The 20,850-nt window shown below is 62.7% G+C and carries 17 protein-coding genes; 7 read left to right on the top strand and 10 right to left on the bottom strand.

Annotated features, from left to right (window positions below):
• Positions 1 to 14 precede the first annotated feature (14 nt).
• A complete protein-coding gene (locus tag QEG70_RS06545; RefSeq protein ID WP_308719935.1) occupies positions 15 to 1,151 on the bottom strand; it encodes a DegT/DnrJ/EryC1/StrS family aminotransferase in 1,137 nt (378 codons plus the stop codon).
• Positions 1,148 to 3,115 (bottom strand): polysaccharide biosynthesis protein, encoded by a 1,968-nt coding sequence (locus QEG70_RS06550; protein ID WP_308719936.1) that lies wholly within the window; start codon positions 3,113 to 3,115, stop codon positions 1,148 to 1,150. The genes QEG70_RS06545 and QEG70_RS06550 overlap by 4 nt, the downstream gene beginning before the upstream one ends.
• 67 nt (positions 3,116 to 3,182) lie before the next feature.
• Between QEG70_RS06550 and QEG70_RS06555 the strand changes: the two genes are divergently transcribed.
• Positions 3,183 to 4,223, top strand: coding sequence for an MraY family glycosyltransferase (locus QEG70_RS06555; RefSeq protein ID WP_308719937.1), 1,041 nt, complete (start codon positions 3,183 to 3,185; stop codon positions 4,221 to 4,223).
• Between the two features lie 63 nt (positions 4,224 to 4,286).
• On the opposite strand, the gene QEG70_RS06560 is transcribed toward QEG70_RS06555, so the two are convergent.
• The 3 genes from QEG70_RS06560 to QEG70_RS06570 all read right to left on the bottom strand — a co-directional run bounded on the left by QEG70_RS06560 (position 4,287) and on the right by QEG70_RS06570 (position 6,831).
• Positions 4,287 to 4,745, bottom strand: a complete 459-nt coding sequence (locus QEG70_RS06560; RefSeq protein WP_308719938.1) for a hypothetical protein — start codon at positions 4,743 to 4,745, stop codon at positions 4,287 to 4,289.
• 50 nt (positions 4,746 to 4,795) lie between these two features.
• Positions 4,796 to 5,227: a MarR family transcriptional regulator gene (locus QEG70_RS06565; protein WP_308719939.1), complete on the bottom strand. Its 432-nt coding sequence runs from the start codon at positions 5,225 to 5,227 to the stop codon at positions 4,796 to 4,798.
• A gap of 149 nt (positions 5,228 to 5,376) precedes the next feature.
• A complete protein-coding gene (locus tag QEG70_RS06570; protein WP_308719940.1) occupies positions 5,377 to 6,831 on the bottom strand; it encodes a leucyl aminopeptidase family protein in 1,455 nt (484 codons plus the stop codon).
• Positions 6,832 to 6,972: 141 nt separating this feature from the next.
• Between QEG70_RS06570 and QEG70_RS06575 the strand changes: the two genes are divergently transcribed.
• The 3 genes from QEG70_RS06575 to fdxA all read left to right on the top strand — a co-directional run bounded on the left by QEG70_RS06575 (position 6,973) and on the right by fdxA (position 10,405).
• Positions 6,973 to 9,582 (top strand): helicase-related protein, encoded by a 2,610-nt coding sequence (locus QEG70_RS06575; protein WP_308719941.1) that lies wholly within the window; start codon positions 6,973 to 6,975, stop codon positions 9,580 to 9,582.
• Between the two features lie 4 nt (positions 9,583 to 9,586).
• Positions 9,587 to 9,883, top strand: coding sequence for a S4 domain-containing protein (locus QEG70_RS06580; RefSeq protein ID WP_308719942.1), 297 nt, complete (start codon positions 9,587 to 9,589; stop codon positions 9,881 to 9,883).
• Between the two features lie 189 nt (positions 9,884 to 10,072).
• Positions 10,073 to 10,405 carry a ferredoxin FdxA gene (gene fdxA / locus QEG70_RS06585; RefSeq protein ID WP_172158202.1) on the top strand — a complete coding sequence of 111 codons (333 nt, stop codon included), beginning with the start codon at positions 10,073 to 10,075 and terminating at the stop codon, positions 10,403 to 10,405.
• Positions 10,406 to 10,532: 127 nt separating this feature from the next.
• On the opposite strand, the gene cyoD is transcribed toward fdxA, so the two are convergent.
• From cyoD to QEG70_RS06610, 5 genes are all read right to left on the bottom strand, one after another.
• Positions 10,533 to 10,862, bottom strand: coding sequence for a cytochrome o ubiquinol oxidase subunit IV (gene cyoD, locus QEG70_RS06590; RefSeq protein ID WP_308719943.1), 330 nt, complete (start codon positions 10,860 to 10,862; stop codon positions 10,533 to 10,535).
• Positions 10,862 to 11,467, bottom strand: coding sequence for a cytochrome o ubiquinol oxidase subunit III (cyoC, locus tag QEG70_RS06595; protein ID WP_308719944.1), 606 nt, complete (start codon positions 11,465 to 11,467; stop codon positions 10,862 to 10,864). Before cyoC ends, cyoD begins: the two co-directional genes overlap by 1 nt.
• Positions 11,467 to 13,461, bottom strand: coding sequence for a cytochrome o ubiquinol oxidase subunit I (gene cyoB, locus QEG70_RS06600; RefSeq protein WP_172158199.1), 1,995 nt, complete (start codon positions 13,459 to 13,461; stop codon positions 11,467 to 11,469). The genes cyoC and cyoB overlap by 1 nt, the downstream gene beginning before the upstream one ends.
• A gap of 5 nt (positions 13,462 to 13,466) precedes the next feature.
• A complete protein-coding gene (cyoA, locus tag QEG70_RS06605; RefSeq protein WP_172158197.1) occupies positions 13,467 to 14,393 on the bottom strand; it encodes a ubiquinol oxidase subunit II in 927 nt (308 codons plus the stop codon).
• Between the two features lie 649 nt (positions 14,394 to 15,042).
• Positions 15,043 to 15,813 (bottom strand): Bax inhibitor-1/YccA family protein, encoded by a 771-nt coding sequence (locus QEG70_RS06610; protein WP_308719945.1) that lies wholly within the window; start codon positions 15,811 to 15,813, stop codon positions 15,043 to 15,045.
• 197 nt (positions 15,814 to 16,010) lie between these two features.
• On the opposite strand from QEG70_RS06610, the gene thpR reads away from it, so the two are divergent.
• The 3 genes from thpR to QEG70_RS06625 all read left to right on the top strand — a co-directional run bounded on the left by thpR (position 16,011) and on the right by QEG70_RS06625 (position 20,704).
• Positions 16,011 to 16,559 carry an RNA 2',3'-cyclic phosphodiesterase gene (thpR, locus tag QEG70_RS06615; RefSeq protein WP_308719946.1) on the top strand — a complete coding sequence of 183 codons (549 nt, stop codon included), beginning with the start codon at positions 16,011 to 16,013 and terminating at the stop codon, positions 16,557 to 16,559.
• Positions 16,560 to 17,021: 462 nt separating this feature from the next.
• On the top strand, positions 17,022 to 19,244 hold the full coding sequence (locus QEG70_RS06620; protein ID WP_308719947.1) for a PQQ-dependent dehydrogenase, methanol/ethanol family: 2,223 nt from the start codon (positions 17,022 to 17,024) through the stop codon (positions 19,242 to 19,244).
• Between the two features lie 53 nt (positions 19,245 to 19,297).
• Complete coding sequence (locus tag QEG70_RS06625; protein ID WP_374762558.1) at positions 19,298 to 20,704, top strand: c-type cytochrome; 1,407 nt, start codon at positions 19,298 to 19,300, stop codon at positions 20,702 to 20,704.
• The last annotated feature ends 146 nt before the right edge of the window (positions 20,705 to 20,850 follow it).

Here is a 20,850-nt window from a genome sequence, read left to right on the forward strand (position 1 = left end):
GGCGTATGGTCTCCTTATGCACACACAGCCGCGATGACCCGGGCCACGTCATTGTCCGACAGTTCCGGATGTAGCGGAAGCGCCATGATCCGGCGCGAAAGATCTTCGGCCACCGGCAGCGATGCGCCATCATGGCAGGCCGCATAGGCGGGCTGGCGGTGCAGCGGCCGGGGGTAATAGATGGCCGAGGCCACGCCACGGGCCTTGAGCTTTTCCTGCATGGCGGCGCGATTGGCCTCGCCCTGGGTCAGCACGGAATAGATCGCCCATGAGGATTCGCTGTCCGCCACGCGGGCGGGGGGCACCAGATGGCCTACAATGCCTTTGTCATAGGCGCTGGCAATGGCGCGCCTGCGGGCAAGCTCGGCATCGAAACGGTCCATCTTGGCCAGGATGATGGCCGCCTGCAGCGTATCGAGCCGCGCATTCATGCCCGTGCGCAGCACCTCGTAGCGGGTCTTGCCCTCGCCGTGGGTGCGCAGCGAGCGGTAGAGTTCGGCGCGCTGCGGGTCATCGGTCAGGATCGCGCCCGCATCGCCATACGCGCCAAGCGGCTTGGAGGGGAAGAAGGACAGCGTGGTCGCCACCCCCTCGCGCCCCAGCCTGCAGCCCGACAGGCTTGCGCCATAGGCCTGCGCGCAGTCGGCCATGAGGAACAGGTCCTCCTCCGCCGCAATGGCGCGCAGCGCGGGCCACGGCGCGGGCTGGCCAAACAGGTCCACCCCGATCAGCGCGCGCGGGCGCAGGCGGCCGGCCCTGCGCACATCGGCAATGCGCTGGCGCAGGTTTTCAGGGTCGATCTGGAAGGTATGGGGGTCCACATCCACAAAGACCGGGGTGGCACCAAGCACCAGCGGCACCTCCGCCGTGGCGGTGTAGGTGAAGGCGGGCAGGAACACGGCATCGCCTTCACCGATTCCCTCGGCCATCAGCACCACCTGGATGGCGTCCGTGCCCGATGACACGCCCACGCATTCCCCTGCCCCCACGTAGCCTGCCAGCCGGGATTCGAGTTCGGCCACTTCGGGGCCCATGACGAAGCGGCAGTGCCGCATCACCGCATCGACACGCTCGCGCAGTGCATCGGCAATGGCGGCCTGCTGTCTGGGCAGGTCAAGAAAACCTATGGGCGCCTGCGCCGGAGCGTTCATGATGCATTCCTTTCCACATCGGCCTGCCCCGCCGGAACCTGTGTAACCATGCCGTGCGGGTTATGGACAAATTCGGGTACGAGCTGGCCTGCCAGTTCCAGCGCCCGCGCGCTGTCACCCTGACGACATGCCACTGTCAGTGCATCCATGATATTGACGACCTGCGCAAGGTCCACCGTACGCGGCGTTGCCATCCGCAAACCGGGACAGCCGGTGGGTTGCAGGATTTCCTGGCTGTGAAACAGGTCTTCGGCCAGCTTTTCGCCCGGTCGCAACCCGGTAAAGCGGATCTGCACGTCACGCTCCGGCCGCAGCCCCGCCAGCACGATCATCTGCCGCGCCAGATCAAGGATGCGCACCGGCGTGCCCATGTCGAGCACGAACACCCCGCCCCGGCGCAGCAGGGCGGCGGCAAGCCTGTCCTCCTGCGCGCCGGTGCCACAGGCGCTGGCCTGCAGCACCAGCCCCACGGCCTCGGACACGGTCATGAAATAGCGCCGCATGCGCGGGTCGGTCACCGTAAGCGGGCCACCACGCTCAAGCTGGTGCTGGAACAGCGGAATGACCGAGCCGGTCGAACCCATCACGTTGCCAAAGCGCACGGTCACGCAGCGCATGGCATCAGGGCCACCCCCGCGCCGGGCGCGGGCATCAAGGGCCTGGCAGTACATCTCCGCAATGCGCTTTGACACGCCCATGACACTGGCGGGATTGACCGCCTTGTCGGTCGAGACGAGCACCATGGCCCGCACGCCGTAGCGGCTGGCCGCATCGGCCACGATGCGGGTGCCGGTGACGTTGGTGAGCAGCCCCTCGCACGGGTTGGCCTCGACCATGGGCACCTGCTTGAGCGCCGCTGCGTGAAAGACCAGCTCGGGGCGATAGCAGGCAAAGACGCGCTCGATGCGCGCGGGGTCGCGTATGTCGGCCAGCACCAGATGGCGCTTGAGCGCGGGCATTGTCGCCTCAAGGTCGATATCCACCTGCCAGAGTGGAAACTCGCCCATATCAAGCAAAACGAGTTCCGCAGGCGCGTGCCGGGCGATCTGGCGCACCAGTTCCGCCCCGATCGACCCACCCGCCCCCGTAACCAGAACCCGCCGCCCGCGCAGCATGCTGGCAAGGCCCTGTTCATCGGGGGGCATGGGCTGGCGGGGCAGCAGGTCGGCCAGCCTTACGGGGTGCAGGGGCGCGCGTGCGGTGCCTGTCAGGCCGGACAGGTCGGGCATGCAGCGCACCGGGGTGCCGCTTTCATGCGCCATGCGCAGGACAGCGGAAAGCCGCTCGCCCCGGCAGTGCGGATCGGCCACCACCACCATCCAGTCCTCATCCGCCCCCAGAGCCGCCAGAATGGCCCGCAGGTCGCTCACCTGCCCCAGCACCGGCAGGCCGCGCAGCCTGCGGCCGGGGCGGCGCTGGCGGCCTTCAAGCACCAGCCCCGCGACCCGGCGGCCCCTATGCGGCGCCAGTGCCAGAAACCGGCTGGCGTCTTCCCCATCACCCAGCACGATCACGCGCTGGCGGCTCCCAAGCCCCCGCAGGTCCTGCCGCCAGTACTGATAGCCACCCCGCACGCCCGCCAGCAGCACGAACGCCGCCATGGCGTAAACCATGCTGAAGGCCGGGGCGGCCATGCCCAGCCCGATCGTGGCCAGCAGCACCAGCCCGCCCGCCAGCGCGCACGCCCCGCCCAGCCGCCAGAAATCGGACCGCCCCGCAAAGCGCCAGTGCTGCTGGAAGATACGGAACGGCCACCCCGCCACGCCAAGACCCGCCATGCCGAGCACCTGCACCCCGGCATGCCACACGCCACCAGCCACTGGCGCCTGATACCCGCACGCCCAGCCCGCAAGGCTTGCCGCCAGCCCCCCCAGGACCGTATCAAGCATGCAGTTCAGCGCTATTGTCCGTGTCATGCGCAGGCACTCGGCCAGGGAGTGCGCGCTGGAGGATTGCGTTGCCATTACCCCCTCCCTATAGCCGAGCCAGCGGGGGGCAAGAAGGAGAGATCATGCCCCGGACCCCGCTTTCATGACCCTTGTGCATGCCGATCATGGCGCGGCCATGCTTTTCGTGCTGCTGCTGGGCGCGGGCGCGGGCGTGGCCGCCCTGCTGTCGCGCCGGGTCATCGGGTTGCGCATACTGGACTATCCCACCGGGCGCAGCGCCCATGCCCGGCCCGTGCCCAAGGGCGGCGGGCTGGCCATTCTGGCCGTGTTCGTGACCGGCGTGCCACTGGCGCAGATGCTCTGGCACCATGCCCCCACCCTTGCCGACAAGACCCTGCTGGCCGCGACCGCCTGGCTGGGCCTGTTTTCATGGCGCGACGACATGCACCCCATGCCCGCCCTGTGGAAACTGGGCGCGCAGGTACTGGCGGCATTGCTGGTGGCCTGGGGCAGCCTGGGCGTGCTGCCGCATGATGGTGCGGCATGGAGCGCGCTGGCGGGGCGCAGCCTGTGGCTGGTCGTGCTGTGCAACGCCATCAACTTCATGGACGGGCTGGACGGGCTGGCCGCGGGCTGCACCCTGCTGGCCTGCCTGGCCACGGCCCTGTTGTGCCTGCATGCTGGCACAGGGGTCGATACATGGGGCACGGCGCTGGTCATGGCTGTTGCCATTGCCGGTTTCCTACCCTTCAATTTCCCCAAAGCGCGGCTGTTCATGGGCGATGTGGGCAGCCAGTGCTGCGGGCTGGTGCTGGGCGCGCTGGGGCTGCACATGGCCGACCTGCCGCAACTGGCGCATGGCCGGGCGCTCATGCCGCTCATGCTGTCGGGCCTGCTGGCCGATGTGGGAGTGACGCTCCTGCGCCGCGCCATGCTGCGCCGCCCGCTGCTGCAGGCGCACCGGGAGCATTTCTACCAGATGGCCCATCGCGGGGGCATGGAGCCTGTCACAATCACCATGCTGGCCTGGGCGGCAACGCTCTGCGGCGCAGTGGCAGCAGGCGCACTGGCAGGCGGCGTGGTCGGCCTGCCTGCCGCAACTGGCGGACCACTGGCGTTGCAACTGCTCTGGGCCGCTGTGGTAATCTGGCGCGTGCGGCATGCGCCGGGCGTGCGGTGGTAGAAACGAAACAGGGGGAATGGCCCTGCGACCATTCCCCCTGCCGATCGTGACAGATAACGAAGCTTACTTGCCGGTAAGGGTAATCTTCATGCCCTGGGCGGCTGCGGCAAGGCGGCCGCCGGAACTGGAGGTATCGAGCCGGATGCGCACGCCTGCGGGGTTGTTGAGCAGGACCGCGCCAATGCCTGTGCCTGCTGTCACGTCACCGTTGACGGCGGCATAGCTGCCCTCGAAATCCTTGACCGAATGCAGGTTATAGACCGTGCCGGTGCCCTTGATGTTGGCATAGCCCACAGCCGCGAGCGACCCGCCCTCGATCTTGAAACGGTAGGTATGGTGCCCATAGACCAGCTTGCCCGTACCCCATGTATGCCCCACGCCGATATCGAGCGACTTGAACTTCATGGTGACGGTGCCCGATGGCGTGCCAAGCGAGGACTCCTCGGCCATGGCCGCGCATGGCAGGCTGGCAAGGGGGGCGATCGCAATGGCGAGGGCAAGCAGACGTCGAGAGATATGCATGGAATGGAAACCTTCCGTCGCGGAATGCACGAAGAGAACCTGCTTCTAACTCAGCTTGCGCGGCGAAGTTCCTCGGTGCGACGCGCGCGCGGCGCCTTGCGCACGGGGGCGGCAACCTTTTCCTGCGCTGCGGCGGATGTTTCGTTCACGATCGTGCGCAGGTCGCGCAGGAAGCCGTTGCCCTGCGGGGTGTGCGTGATCAGCACCGAGCGGCGGTCCATCGGGTCGGCCGTGCGGCGGGCGAGGCGCAGGTCCTCGAGCCGGTCGAGCGCGCGGGTGATCGCGGGCTTGGACACGTTCAGCTCGGCGGCGAGGCCACGCACGGTGTGGGCGCTGTCGCTGAGGTAGCAGGTCAGGAACACGGCAAGCTGGCGCGCTGAAAGGTCAGGCCCGTCGCGGCGAACCATTGCAACAACGGTATCGCGCAGGGACTGCGTCATCTGGTCCGCATTCGCCTGATTAGCCTGTGATGACTTGGCCATCGGTTGGAATCCTCTGTCATGATCTCGTGCCGGCCAACGGGCCTGTGGGCCATGGAATCGGACCGGCACGGAATGGTGTCTATCTGGTGGTGCCTATATAATTGGCATTTACGGCATATATAAGTCGCACCTGGCAAATTAGTTCGATTTCATAATTGTTTCTTTAACGGCGCGTTCGTTTCGTCAAGATTAAATATTTTTAATATTCCTACATAAGCCGCTCTTAAACCAAGACTTTCTCCACCTTCAGGACGGCCGGGGCGGTCGGAATCGTTCCATCCATAGGTATCGATATGAACCCAGCGCACATCAGTTTTGACAAAATTCTCTAGGAAAAGCGCCGCCGTAATCGCCCCTGCCATCGGTTTGGATGAAATATTGTTCAGGTCTGCCACCGGACTGCGCAGCCATTTGCGGTAGCCCGGCCACAGTGGCAGGCGCCATAGCGGGTCGCCGCAGGCCCATCCCGCCCCCTCCAGCGCCAGGGCGGCTTCATCGCTGTTGCTGAACAGCGCGGGCATGTCTGGGCCGAGCGCCACGCGGGCGGCGCCGGTCAGGGTTGCGGCATCAACCAGCAGGGCGGGATCGTGCTCGCATGCGGCATGCAGCAGGTCGCACAGCACCAGCCTGCCCTCGGCATCGGTATTGCCCACCTCCACCGTCAGCCCCGCCCTCGTGCGCACCACGTCGGACGGGCGCATGGCGCGGCCCGACACGCTGTTCTCAACACAGCCCAGCCACAGTTCCAGCCGCACCGGCAGGTTGCACAGCACCACCAGCCGCGCCAGCGCCAGCATGATGGCAGCGCCCCCCATGTCCTTTTTCATCCGCAGCATGGAGGAAGGCGGCTTGAGGTCGTAGCCGCCGGTATCAAAACACACGCCCTTGCCCACCAGCGACACAAGCGGCGCATCCTCGGGCGCGGTGCTGCCGCTCCAGCGCGCCACCACCACGCAGGGCGCGCGCTCCGAGCCCATGCCCACATGGAACACGGTGGGGAAATCCTGCTCCAGCCGCGCGCCGCGAATGACCGACACATCGGCGCCGAGCGGCTCAAGCGCCGCCTGCGCCGCCCGCGCCAGGTCATCGGGGCCCATCAGGTTGGGCGGCGTGTTGATGAGCGAGCGCGCAAGGTTGATGCACTGCGCCACCGGGCCTGCCGCCAGACCCGCCGCGTCAACCACGAGCCGCGCCCGTGGCGGTTTCGGGGCACTGTCGCGCCCGAAAGCGGGCATGCGATACGCACCAAGGCAGAAGCCAAGCGCCATGTCGGAGGCGGCAACATCCTGCGGTGCGCTGATGCGCCACAGCCCGCTTGGCAGCGAGTCGGCCAGGGCGCCGAACACGAACGGGTCGGCTCCATCCGCCGCTTCCGGCACGCCCAGCACGGCGGTGGTGATGTTGCCATCCGCATCGGGCAGGCCCTGCACCTGCCCGTAACGGGCAACGAAACCGGCCTGAAGCGCGAAACGCGCCGCCTTCTCGCCCACCAGCGCCTCAAGCCCGCCCAGGGCCGAAGGGCGGATGGCGTGCACCACGCCAACGGGTTCGTGGCCCACATCGTGCGCGGCGACCAGACAGTCAGGGTGTTGCGGCATGTTCATGGCGTTCCTCGGTTGCGTCAGCTTCTGTTGCCCGCAAGGGTGCGTCCGCCATCGCGCCAACGCAACACCCCCTGCCGCGATGGCGGGCGCACCCACGTGGTTTTGCTTGCATTTCCGTCCACTTGGCCGGAGCATACCGGCATGACGGGTGTACCCTCGGGGCTTCGCGCCCCCCATCGCGCAGCGGCCGGGCATCGCTCCGGCCCCCATTCCGACCAGGTGGTCCGGGCTGTGCTCGGCCCGACCAATACCGGAAAGACGCATCTCGCGATCGAGCGGCTGCTCTCGCATTCCAGCGGGGTGATCGGCTTCCCGCTCCGCCTGCTCGCCCGCGAGAACTACGACCGCATGGTCGCCCGCAAGGGCGCGCAGGCCGTGGCGCTGATTACCGGCGAGGAAAAGATCATTCCGCCGAAGGCGCGCTGGTTTTCATGCACGGTCGAGGCCATGCCGCTCGACCGGCGGGTGGAATTCGTGGCGGTGGATGAAATCCAGCTCTGCGCCGACCCTGACCGCGGCCACATCTTTACCGACCGGCTGCTGCACGCGCGTGGCACGGCGGAGACGATGTTCCTCGGTGCCGACACCATCCGCAACCTGATCCGCCGCCTTGTGCCGGGCATCGAGATAGAGCACCGGCCCCGCCTGTCGCAACTGACCCATGCGGGCGCGTGCAAGCTCACGCGCCTGCCGCCGCGCTCGGCCATTGTCGCGTTCTCGGCGGGCGAGGTTTACGCCATTGCCGAACTGCTGCGCCGCAGGCGCGGCGGCTGCGCCATCGTGATGGGCCAGCTTTCGCCGCGCACGCGCAACGCGCAGGTGGCGCTGTATCAGGAAAAGGAAGTCGATTACCTCGTCGCGACCGATGCCATCGGCATGGGGCTGAACATGGATGTAAACCATGTGGCCTTTGCCAGCCTGTCGAAATTCGACGGCTCGCGCATCCGCCCTCTCACAGCGGGGGAAATCGCGCAGGTGGCCGGGCGTGCCGGGCGCGGCCTGCGCGATGGCACGTTCGGCACCACCGGCACCTGCCCGCCCCTGCATGAGGAACTGGCCGAGGCCGTGGAGCAGCACCGCTTCGACCCGCTCACCCGCCTGTCATGGCGCAACAGCGCGCTTGATTTTTCCTCGCCCGCCAGCCTGCTCGGCAGCCTCAACCAAGCCTCGCCCCGGCCTGAACTGATTGCGGGGCATGAAGCGAGCGACGTGCTGGCCCTTTCAGCACTCTCGGCAAACCCCGACATCCGCCCGCTGGTCCATTCCCGCGCGGCCACGCGGATGCTGTGGGAGAGCTGTCAGATCCCCGATTTCCGCAAGCTGGGCGATGACAGCCACATCCGCCTGTGCGGGCGCATCTTCACCCATCTGATCAGTGATGGCCGCATCCCCGCCACATGGATGGAAAACCAGATCACCCATTTCTTCCAGACCGATGGCACCATCGACACGCTGATGCAGCGCTTGGCGGGAATTCGCGTGTGCAGCTACATCGCCGCCCGCCCCGGCTGGATTGCCCATGCCGAACACTGGCAGGCCCGCACGCGTGAGGCGGAGGACCGGCTGTCCGACGTGCTGCACGAACAGCTCACCGCCCGCTTTGTCGACCGCCGCGCCACCACGCTGATCCGCAGGCTTGATGAAGGCGGGCACGACAACCTGCTCTCCGCCGTGACCGCGCAGGGCAATGTGGTGGTGGAAGGCCATGAGGTTGGCCGGATCGCGGGCCTTGACCTGATTGCGGGGGAACATGCCGATGCCGAGGATGGCCGCCTGCTCATGCGTGCCGCCCGCCGTGCCGTGCGCAGCGAGATTCCCCGCCGCGTGGCGCTGCTGGTGCAGGGTGACGACCAGCAATTCACCTTCTCGCCCGATGGCACGCATATCATGTGGGAGGGCATGAACCTGGCCCGCCTGCTGCCGGGCGCCGACGTGCTCTCGCCCCGCCCGCTGGTGCTCGACAACCCGCTGCTCGACAACGCGCAGCGCGAGCGAATCCGCAACCGGCTCCAGACCTGGCTGGGGCAGGTCGTGCGCGAGCATCTTGCCCCGCTTTTTGCCGTGCAGGCCGCTGTCGCCGCCACGCCCGAGCTGCGCGGCATCGTTCACCGCCTGCTGGAAGGCGCTGGCATCGCCCCCCTGCACCGGGGCGAGCGCCTGCCGCCCGAGATGCTGGGCCGCCTGCGCAGGCTGGGGGTGCGCGTGGGCCATTATACCCTGTTCATGCCCGCGATCCTGAAGGAACGCCCGCTGCAGTTGCGCGGCTGGCTGGTGGCCATCAGCCTGAACATGCCCTGCCCCGCCCTGCCCGCCATGAGCCGCATCACCCTGCCGCCCGATGCCCTGCCTGCGGCCTTCATGGACCGCATGGGCTGGCTCGCGGCGGGCCCTGTGCGCCTGCGGCTCGATATTGCGGAAAAATTCATTCGAGAACTGGCCCGCCTGACCCGCCGCGCCCCCGTGCCGCTACCCCCGCAACTGGCCTCTCGGCTGGGCGTGCGCCGTGAAATGCTGCCTGCCGTGCTGAAGGGGCTGAACATGCGCGTGCACCATCCGCGCGCCATGCCCGCCGACCGCTACGGACCACCGGCCCCGATCATGATCCGCTTCCATGCGGAAGGCGAAAACACCCGGCACGAGAAAACCCGCCCGGTGCAGGAGCATCAGGCCAGCAAGCGCGGCGCCACACGGCGGCCGCGGCGGCCTGACAGCCCCTTCGCCGCCCTTGCAACCCTTCTGGACCGGCCCTGAACGCATGAAACAGGCCCCTGCTCCCCAGCCCCAGGCACAGCGCGTTGATGTGTGGCTGTTCCATGCCCGCTTCGGGCGCAGCCGCAGCGCCTGCGCGCAGATCGCCACCAGCGGACACGTGCGCATCAACCGCCAGCGCGTGACCAAGGCGCATGCACTCGTGCGCACAGGCGACGTGCTGACCCTGCCCGCCCCCGACCGCAAGGCCGTAATCGTCATTCGCGTGACAGGTCAGGCCGAACGCCGCCAGGCAGCGCCACTTGCACAACTTCTGTATGAAATTGTTCCAGAAACTGCCTGAATATTGTGGCGATAGGGACAATACAGGCACGGATTATGCATTAGCCACCGTCTTGGGCTTGCCACGACCGGAAAACACTCTCATATCTTCCGCCATTCCCGATGAGGTCATGCCCCCTGTGGCGCCTCGTCCCTTTCCATGGCTGGGCCTACTGCCACAGGCCACACAAATAATGATCGGAGATAGGCGATGACCTATGTGGTCACCGAAAACTGCATTCGCTGCAAATTCACAGATTGTGTCGAAGTCTGCCCGGTTGACTGCTTCTACGCGGGTGAGAACTTTCTCGTAATCAATCCGGATGAATGCATCGACTGCGGCGTGTGCGAACCGGAATGCCCGGCTGAGGCCATCTTCCCCGATAGCGACGACCGCGCCACACCCTGGGCCGAACTCAACGCCAAATACGCCGCGATCTGGCCCAACATCACCCGCAAGATCGACGCCCCGGCCGATGCCGAGGAATGGAAAGACAAGCCCGGTAAGAAAGACCTGCTTTCCCCCGAGCCGCAGAAGGGCTGATCCCGCCTTTCTTTCCCGCCTAGGGCCAATAAAAAAGACCGGCACGGTTTCCCGTGCCGGTCTTTTTTTATGCCGTCTGGCCCCGGGGGTGGTTGCCCACCCCCAAAGCCCAGCATGAAGCCGCGTATCAGCGCGACATCATGTTGATGGACGTGTCATGCATGATGAACATCGTGCCGGCCACAAGGACCAGAACCGACAGCACCGTGAATGCAAACGCCATGACGTTCCAGCGCTGCTCGGACGAACCGTTCATGTGCAGGAAGTAAATCAGGTGAACCACGATCTGGACCACCGCCAGCAGGGCAATCGCCCCACCGGTGGCAGACGGTGACATCGCATGCGACATCACCAGACCGAAGGCGGCGACCGTCAGGATAACGGCCAGTACGAACCCGGTAACGTAAGATCCTACGCTGCCGTGGCTCTCTCCGGAGGATGAAATATGATCAGCCATCAGAGCACACCCATCAGATAGACAAAGGTGAAGACACAGATCCAGACAATGTCCAGGAAGTGCCAGAACAGGCTGAGGCAGGTCAGCTTGCCCACCATGCGCTCGTTCAGTTCAGTCTTGCCAGCCGTCTGGAACAGCAGGACCGCCATCCACAGCAGGCCGCAGGTGACATGCAGACCATGCGTGCCAACCAGCGTGAAGAAGGCGGACAGGAACGCGCTGCGATCCGGGCCGTTGCCTTCGGCAATCATGTGCGAGAACTCGCGGATTTCCATGAACAGGAAGCCCAGGCCCAGCAGGAAGGTCACCCCGAGCCAGGTCCGCATGGTGCTGACCTTGTTCTCGTGGGCGGCGATCATGCCAAAGCCGTAGGTGATGGAGCTGAACAGCAGGATTGCCGTTTCAATGCCAACACCCGAAAGTTCGAACACTTCGTGGCCGGTCGGACCGCCGGCAAACTGGTCACGCAACACCGCGAACACTGCGAACAGCGTACCGAAGATGATGCAGTCCGTCATCAGATACAGCCAGAACCCGAACACCACGGGAGATTCGTGGTGTTCATCATGGGCATGGGCTGCATCAGCAGTCATGTTTTGCGCCATTATTCCGCTGCCTGTGCTGCCATAAGGTTATGGGTGTGCTCCTGCTCGATACGAGCCACCTCGGACACCGGCACATAGTAATCGACGTCATTGTCAGCCGAACGCGCGATCACCGTAGCGATGACACCGATCAGACCAACGGCCGCCAGCCACCAGATATACCAGACTGCACCGAAGCCAAGCACGAAGCTGAAGGCACCGATAAGGAAACCGCATGCCGTGTTCTTGGGCATGTGGATGGGCTGATAGTCACCACCAGCGCGACGCGTGTCGATACCCGCTTCCTTGTCGTGGGCAAAAGCGTCGAGCTCGTGCACTTCCGGCAGGATGGCGAAGTTATAGAACGGCGGCGGCGAAGAGGTGGACCATTCCAGCGTGCGTGCGTTCCACGGATCGCCCGTCAGGTCACGGTTCTCGGCCAGGTTACGGTCGCGGATCGAGACATAGAGCTGGGTCAGCTGGCACACGATACCGCATGCAATCAGCACGGCACCGACTTCAGCAATCAGCAGCCAGGGGTGCCATTCCGGGTTGTCGTAGTGGTTCATACGACGGGTCATGCCCTCGAAACCAACGACATACAGCGGCATGAACGCCACATAGAAGCCGATGAACCAGCACCAGAACGCCCGCTTGCCCCATGCTTCGTTCAGCTTGAAGCCGAAAGACTTGGGGAACCAGAAGTTCATGGCCGCCACGTAGCCGAAATACACACCACCGATAATCACGTTATGGAAGTGGGCGATAACGAACAGCGAGTTATGCAGCACGAAGTCGGAAGCCGGGATGGCGAGCATCACGCCGGTCATGCCACCGATGGAGAAGGTGATCATGAAGCCGATCACCCAGTACATGGTCGCATGGAACTCGATGCGGCCCTTATACATGGTGAACAGCCAGTTGAAGATTTTCACGCCAGTCGGAACGGCGATGATCATCGTCATGATGCCGAAGAACGCATTCACGTTCGGGCCAGCACCCATGGTGAAGAAGTGGTGAACCCACACGACCAGCGACAGGACCATGATGGAAGCGGTCGCGTAGACCATGGTCTTGTAGCCGAACAGCGGCTTGCGGGAGAAGGTCTGCGTGATTTCGGAGAAGGCACCGAAGGCAGGCAGGACAAGGATGTACACTTCCGGATGGCCCCAGCCCCAGATCACGCTCAGATAGAGCATCTGGTTGCCGCCGCCGTCGTTGGTGAAGAAGTGCATGCCCAGGTAACGGTCCAGACCCAGCAGGCCCATGGCCACGGTCAGGATCGGGAAGGCAACCATGATCAGCACGGTGGTGCAGAAGATGGTCCAGGTGAACACCGGCATACGCATGTAGGTCATGCCCGGCGCACGCATCTTCACGATGGTCGCGAAGAAGTTCACACCCGTCAGCAGCGTGCCCACACCGGACAGCTGAACCGCCCAGATATAGTAGTCAACACCGACGCCGGGGCTGAACTGCTGCTCGGACAGGGGCGGGTAAGCCAGCCAGCCGCACTGCGAGAACTCACCGATGAACAGCGAGACGTTGACCAGCAGGAAGCTGATGGTCGTCATCCAGAAGCTCAGCGTGTTCACGAACGGGAAGGCCACGTCGCGCGCACCGATCTGCAGCGGCACCACGATGTTCATCAGACCCTGCATGAACGCCATGGCCATGAAGAAGATCATGATCGTGCCGTGTGCGGAGAAGATCTGGTCATAGTGGTGCGGCGGCAGGTAGCCGGGGTTACCGGCATAGGCCAGCGCGAGCTGGGAGCGCATCATGATCGCGTCCGCAAAACCACGGAACAGCGCCACGAGGGCCACAACGATATACATGACACCAATGCGCTTGTGGTCGACCGAGGTCAGCCATTCACGCCACAGGTAGCCCCATTTACCGTAATAGGTGATGAGACCGACAACGGCGAGACCCGCGATAGCGGCACCGATGAACGTCCCAACAAGGATCGGCACATCATAAGGGATGGCCGACAAAGTTAATTTGCCAAACATCTGTCCTATTCCTTCATGTTCATGTCGGACATCGCGGACTGCTGCACGTGCAGCATCTTGCCGGTGCTCTTGTCCATGACCATGCCGTCATTGTACTTGGCAACGATGGCATCGAAGAGACCCGCATCGACATGCGAGAAGTACTCAACCGGGTTGGCCTCGCTCGGCGCGGCCAGCTTCGGATAGCTTGCGCTGTCGAGCTGCTCGGAAGAAGCCTTCACCTTCTCGACCCACGCGCTGTACTGGTCCGCCGGCATTGCCAGCGCACGGAAGCGCATGTCGGAGAAGCCCTTGCCGCTGAAGTTGGAGGACTCACCCTGGAAGTCACCCGCTTCGTTGGCGATCAGGTGCAGCTGTGTCTGCATCCCGGCCATGGCATAGATCATCGTGCCGAGCTGCGGGATGAAGAACGAGTTCATCACGGAGTCAGAGGTGATCCGGAAATCGACCGGCGTATTCACCGGCATGGCCATCTGGTTGACGGTTGCGATCCCTTCATCCGGATAGATAAAGAGCCACTTCCAGTCCAGTGCCACAACATCGACATGAATTGGCTTGACGTTGGCTTCAGCCTCAAGCGGCTTGTACGGGTCAAGCGAATGACATGTCTGATAGGTCAGCACCGCCAGGAACAGAATGATCAGGCTGGGGATTGCCCAGATGACCACTTCGATCTTGTTGGAGTGCGACCATTTCGGCAGGTATTCCGCCGAAGTGTTGGACTGACGGTACTGCCATGCGAACAGCAGCGTCAGGATACATACCGGTATGACAACCAGCAGCATCGCGTAGGTCGAGGTCAGGATCAGGCTTTTTTCCTGAGCACCGACAACGCCCTTGGGATCAAGTGTATCCCAGGTACAGCCAGCTAACAGCGCTGCTGAAGATAGGCTCATCAGCTTTGTTAATCTCGGCAAGATTTTTTTCTTCATCTCACGCCTCGTTGGTTTCGACATCACCCTGTTTTGCTCACATCCTCGCTTCATCCACGGGCTTAGACAACAGCGGCCACGTTATACGCATGGCAGGAAAAAAGCATTCTGCTTTCCCGGCATCCAGCGACATCGCGCCTGAGTCGACTTCCGAAAATGACAGTAGCCTTTTCCGGTTTGCGTCCGTCATGAGTTAGTTGCAGACCGGCCGACCATGACTTTGATCAATCCAGGCTGCCAGTCCTTACGTAAATAGTACTCTCAGGGCAGATCGGACCATGAATCGCGATGCCGTCCTGTGTGCTGAAGCGCATGTCCTGTGCCGCATACCCTTTCATATAGTTTTTCTATTCAAGGGTTATCCGACCTGAACGGCCTTATAGGCAAGCCTTCACATAATATTTCAATAGATTTCATTGCTTAAAATTTATCTTACAAAATCGTTTTTTTACAATGACTTAATTAGGCGTCATCAACCTCACACTCTCGTCATCATATAATTTCCATATATGAATAAGTCTTATCTTTTTTAACAGAAATACCCTTCCAGCCCCTCCATCAACGCAAAAAGGGCTGCCACGGTCGTGGCAGCCCTTCTCATGCAGGCAAACAGGACTGATCCAGTCCTTGAATCCAGGAATCCTGCCGGTCAGTCGTTGCTGCTGTTTCGCACGCCCATGAACTGCAGGAGGAACTGGAACAGGTTGATGAAGTTCAGATAGAGGTTCAGCGCATCATAGACCGAGCGTTTGGCGGCCTGGTCCGGCCCTTCATAGGCTGCAACCTGCTGGTAGGCGGCCTTGATGTTCTGGGTATCGAACATGGTCAGCCCCACGAACAGCAGCACGCCTGCGGCGCTGTAGACGAAATACAGCGCGGGGCTGTGCAGGAACATGTTCACCACGCCCGCGATGATCAGGCCGAACAGCCCCATCATGAAAAACGAGCCAAAGCGGCTGAGGTCGGTACGAGTCGTGTAGCCCCAGATGGACATGGTGCAGAAGGTTGCGGCGGTAATGAAGAAGACGCGCGTAACCGAAACCCCCGTGAACACCATGAAGATGTTGGACAGGCTTGCCCCCATCACCCCGCAGAACAGCCAGAACAGGGTCTGCACCGCCTGGGTGGACAGCCTGTTGACCCCGAACGACATGACCAGGACGAAACCAAGCGGCGCGATCATGGCCAGCATGCCAAGCCCGGTCGGCTTGATCGTGCCAAGGGCAGGCACGTACTGGAAGAACAGCGTCTGCAGCTGGGTGTTGGCGATCAGGTAGGCAACCAGTCCGGTCAGGACCAGCCCCGATGCCATCCAGTTATAGACTCGCAGCATATAGGCGCGCAGGCCCATATCGACGGAGCCCATGGCACTCTCAGCGGTGGGGCGGATGAAACTCCGCGAATCAGGGCCAAAAGCCATTTTGTTGTTTCCTTCCTCCACGTCGGTAACTGACGTGCGTCTGCCTGCATGTGGGCTTATGCTAGACGCGGTTCAAGAACATCAGCGTGACGAACACATTACAATGCGGCAACACGCTGCGCATTTCACACTACTATATATACTGTACAACACATGCTGCATGTGCCGTTTTTCCCTTTTCACCACAAAGGTGCCGGATGCGTCTGTTCATTGGTCTTGAACTTCCCCTTCCGCTCATGCGCGCCCTCGCTGACCTGCGGGGCAACCTGCCTGACGTGGCGTGGTCTCCACCGGAGTCCTATCACCTGACGCTGCATTATCTGGGTGCGGTAACGCACGGCCATCTCCTCGAAGACATTCACCATGCCCTGAACGCCATAACAGCAGCCCCTCCCATGCTCAGCCTGACAGCGCCGGGCCTGTTTGAGCCCGAAACCCATCACGGACCGGATACGCTATGGGTCGGCTGCGCGCCCGATGCGACCCTTACGCACCTGCAACAGCGAGTCCGCGCCACCATGAACCGGCTCCTGCCCACCGGCGCCCGCGCGACACGCCGCTTTGTGCCGCATGTGACAGTGGGCCACATGCAACACCCCGATCCACTCCGGCGGCAGGCCTGGCTGGCTGCCATGCCGCCCATGCCTGAGGGTGAACTGGTGGGGCACTTCACGCTTTTCCAGTCCCTGCGCCATGCGGATGGCCCGGTTTATGATGCGCTGGAACATTATCCGCTACAGGGCTGATTCCCTGCCCCGATCCGTTACGCGTACGGCGTGAAGCAGATAGTCATTTCACCAAAAATTTATGCCATTCATGAATAATAAAAATATATTTCTCATCATTTATTGTGAAGCACCTGTCGCGCGGCCTCAGGCGGGTCTTCTCATTCTTGCTGCAATATCAACATATTTTAAAAAAACTTCGGCTAGAGCGAGCTATCTGTTTCATTGCTTATCAGACAACATATTCACGTTTTCGTGAGCCTGAACACTAAAATGTCAGGAGACGGGCGTGCTAGCCTCGGTATGTTCGGATGAAACGGACTACCTGCTTTTTCTCCCTGCCCGAAGCCGGTTTCCTGTCTGGTCGGAAAATGAGCGCTCCCCGCGCTTTTTGCCGGTTACATTCAGAAAGCCTGCCCGGACGGAAAGTTGCAGCGGCGGCGTCCTGAATTCGAAACCGTTAGTTTTCTGAGGACATCACATATGATTTCTGCCGTTTTCGGAAAAAGACGTTCTCTGAGCAGAACGCTTACAGCCGGAACGATATGTGCGGCTCTCATCTCGGGCTATGCCACCATGGCATCCGCAGATGACGGGCAGGGCGCCACGGGGGAAGCGATCATCCATGCGGATGACCATCCCGGCGACTGGATGACCTATGGCCGCACCTATTCTGAACAGCGCTACAGCCCGCTGGATCAGATCAACCGTTCCAATGTTGGTAACCTGAAGCTGGCCTGGTATCTCGACCTTGATACCAACCGTGGCCAGGAAGGCACGCCGCTGGTTGTCAATGGCATCATGTATGCCACCACCAACTGGAGCATGATGAAGGCCGTTGATGGCGCCACCGGCAAGCTGCTGTGGTCGTATGACCCGCGCGTGCCCGGCAACATCGCCGACAAGGGCTGCTGTGACACGGTCAACCGTGGCGCCGCCTACTGGAATGGCAAGGTCTATTTCGGCACGTTCGATGGCCGCCTGATCGCGCTTGACGCCAAGACCGGCAAGCTGGTCTGGAGCGTGAACACCATCCCGCCCGAGGCGGAGCTGGGCAAGCAGCGTTCCTATACGGTTGATGGCGCGCCGCGCATCGCCAAGGGCCGCGTGATCATTGGTAACGGTGGCTCCGAGTTCGGTGCGCGCGGCTTTGTCTCCGCGTTCGATGCCGAGACCGGCAAGCTGGACTGGCGCTTCTTCACGGTTCCGAACCCCAAGAACGAGCCGGACCATGCTGCCTCCGACAGCGTGCTGATGAACAAGGCCTACCAGACCTGGAGCCCGACCGGCGCCTGGACCCGCCAGGGTGGCGGCGGCACGGTGTGGGATTCCATCGTGTATGACCCCGTGTCCGACCTAGTCTACCTTGGCGTGGGCAACGGTTCGCCGTGGAACTACAAGTACCGCTCGGAAGGCAAGGGCGACAACCTGTTCCTGGGCAGCATCGTCGCGCTGAAGCCGGAAACCGGCGAATACGTCTGGCATTTCCAGGAAACGCCGATGGACCAGTGGGACTTCACCTCGGTCCAGCAGATCATGACGGTTGACCTGCCGATCAACGGTGAGACCCGTCACGTCATCGTTCATGCGCCCAAGAACGGCTTCTTCTACATCATCGATGCGAAGACCGGCGAGTTCATCTCGGGCAAGAACTATGTCTATGTGAACTGGGCCAGTGGCCTCGACCCCAAGACCGGCCGCCCGATCTACAACCCCGATGCGCTCTACACGCTTACGGGCAAGGACTGGTACGGCATTCCGGGTGACCTTGGCGGCCATAACTTCGCGGCCATGGCGTACAGCCCCAAGACCGGGCTGGTCTACATTCCCGCGCAGCAGGTTCCGTTCCTGTACACCAACCAGATCGGTGGCTTCACGCCGCATCCCGATAGCTGGAACCTTGGTCTGGACATGAACAAGGTCGGCATCCCCGACTCCCCCGAAGCCAAGCAGGCCTTCGTGAAGGACCTGAAGGGCTGGATCGTGGCCTGGGATCCGAAGACGCAGGCTGAAGCCTGGCGCGTGGACCACAAGGGTCCGTGGAACGGTGGCATCCTGGCTACGGGCGGCGACCTGCTCTTCCAGGGTCTGGCGAACGGCGAATTCCACGCCTATGACGCGACGAACGGTTCCGATCTGTTCCACTTCGCGGCGGATAGCGGCATCATCGCTCCCCCCGTGTCCTACCTTGGCAGCGACAAGAAGCAGTATGTCGCGGTTGAAGTGGGCTGGGGCGGCATCTATCCGTTCTTCCTCGGTGGCCTTGCCCGCACCAGCGGCTGGACCGTCAACCACTCGCGCATCATTGCCTTCTCGCTTGATGGCAAGTCGGGCCCGCTGCCCAAGCAGAATGACCAGGGCTTCCTGCCCGTCAAGCCGCCGGCACAGTTCGACAGCAAGCGCACCGATAACGGCTACTTCCAGTTCCAGACCTATTGCGCCGCCTGCCATGGCGACAATGCCGAAGGTGCTGGTGTGCTGCCTGACCTGCGCTGGTCCGGGTCCATCCGCCACGAGGATGCGTTCTACAATGTTGTCGGCCGCGGCGCCCTTACCGCCTATGGTATGGATCGCTTCGACAGCAGCATGAACCCCACCGAGATCGAGGATATCCGCCAGTTCCTGATCAAGCGTGCGAACGAGACCTATCAGAGGGAAGTTGATGCCCGGAAGAACGCTGCCGGTATTCCCGAGCAGCAGCCATAATCTCCCGGTTTTGACAATTTTTCGCATCAACGCGACGCATGATGGTGAACATAATGATCAACAGGCTTAAGGTGACATTCAGCGCGGCAGCGTTTAGTCTGCTGGCAGGGACGGCATTGGCACAGACGCCAGATGCCGACCCCGCGCTGGTCCAGAAAGGGGCGTATGTCGCACGACTGGGTGACTGCGTAGCATGTCACACCGCCCTCCATGGGCAGTCGTATGCAGGCGGGCTTGAAATCAAGAGCCCGATCGGCACGATCTATTCCACAAACATTACACCGGACCCGACCTACGGTATCGGTCGCTACACCTTCGCCGAATTCGACGAAGCGGTGCGCCACGGTATCCGCAAGGATGGATCCACGCTGTATCCGGCCATGCCGTATCCTTCCTTCTCGCGCATGACGAAGGAAGACATGCAGGCGCTGTATGCATACTTCATGCATGGGGTGAAGCCGGTCGCACAGCCTGACAAGCAGCCGGACATTTCCTGGCCGATGTCGATGCGCTGGCCGCTGGGCATCTGGCGCATGATGTTCTCGCCCTCGCCCAAGGACTTCACCCCCGCCCCCGGCACAGATGCCGACGTGGCACGTGGTGACTATCTGGTGACGGGTCCGGGCCATTGCGGCGCGTGCCATACGCCGCGCGGCTTCGCCATGCAGGAAAAGGCGCTCGATGCCTCGGGTGGGCCTGACTTCCTGGCCGGTGGCGCGCCGATCGACAACTGGGTGGCCCCCAGCCTGCGTAACGACCCGGTCGTGGGTCTGGGCCGCTGGTCGGAAGATGACATCTACACCTTCCTCAAGTCCGGCCGTATCGACCACTCCGCCGTGTTCGGTGGCATGGGCGACGTGGTGGCATGGAGCACCCAGTACTTCACCGATGACGACCTGCACGCCATCGCAAAGTATCTGAAGAGCCTGCCGCCGGTGCCCCCCTCACAGGGCAACTACACATACGATCCGTCCACCGCGACGGCCCTGAACTCTGGCAACACCGCCAGCATGCCGGGTGCTGACACGTATGTGAAAGAATGCGCCATCTGTCACCGTAACGACGGTGGTGGCGTGGCCCGCATGTTCCCGCCGCTGGCTGGCAACCCGGTTGTCGTGACCGAGAACCCGACCTCGCTGGTGAACGTGATCGCTCATGGTGGCGTGCTGCCGCCGAGCAACTGGGCACCTTCCGCGGTGGCCATGCCGGGTTACAGCAGCTCGCTGTCCGCCCAGCAGATCGCCGATGTGGTCAACTTCATCCGCACCAGCTGGGGCAACAAGGCGCCGGGCACCGTTACGGCAGCCGACGTGACCAAGCTGCGTGACACCGGGGCTCCGGTTTCCAGCTCCGGCTGGAACAGCATGAGCAGCGGCTGGTCGGTGTTCCTGCCGCAGCCTTACGGCTCGGGCTGGACGTTTGCACCGCAGACGCACACCGGTCAGGACGCCGCGCAGTAATAATACGCGGCAGGGGTGGCCTTTCATCACGGGCCACCCTCACCCTGATACGCATTGCGGAAAACCGCCATGGGCTTATGTCCATGGCGGTTTTCTTATGTACGGCAATCCCGCACACTACTGGCTTTCGCCTTGAGGGAGAGTTC

Origin of the sequence: Komagataeibacter xylinus, assembly GCF_031081985.1 — a bacterium.
In the GTDB taxonomy this organism is placed as follows: domain Bacteria; phylum Pseudomonadota; class Alphaproteobacteria; order Acetobacterales; family Acetobacteraceae; genus Komagataeibacter; species Komagataeibacter xylinus_E.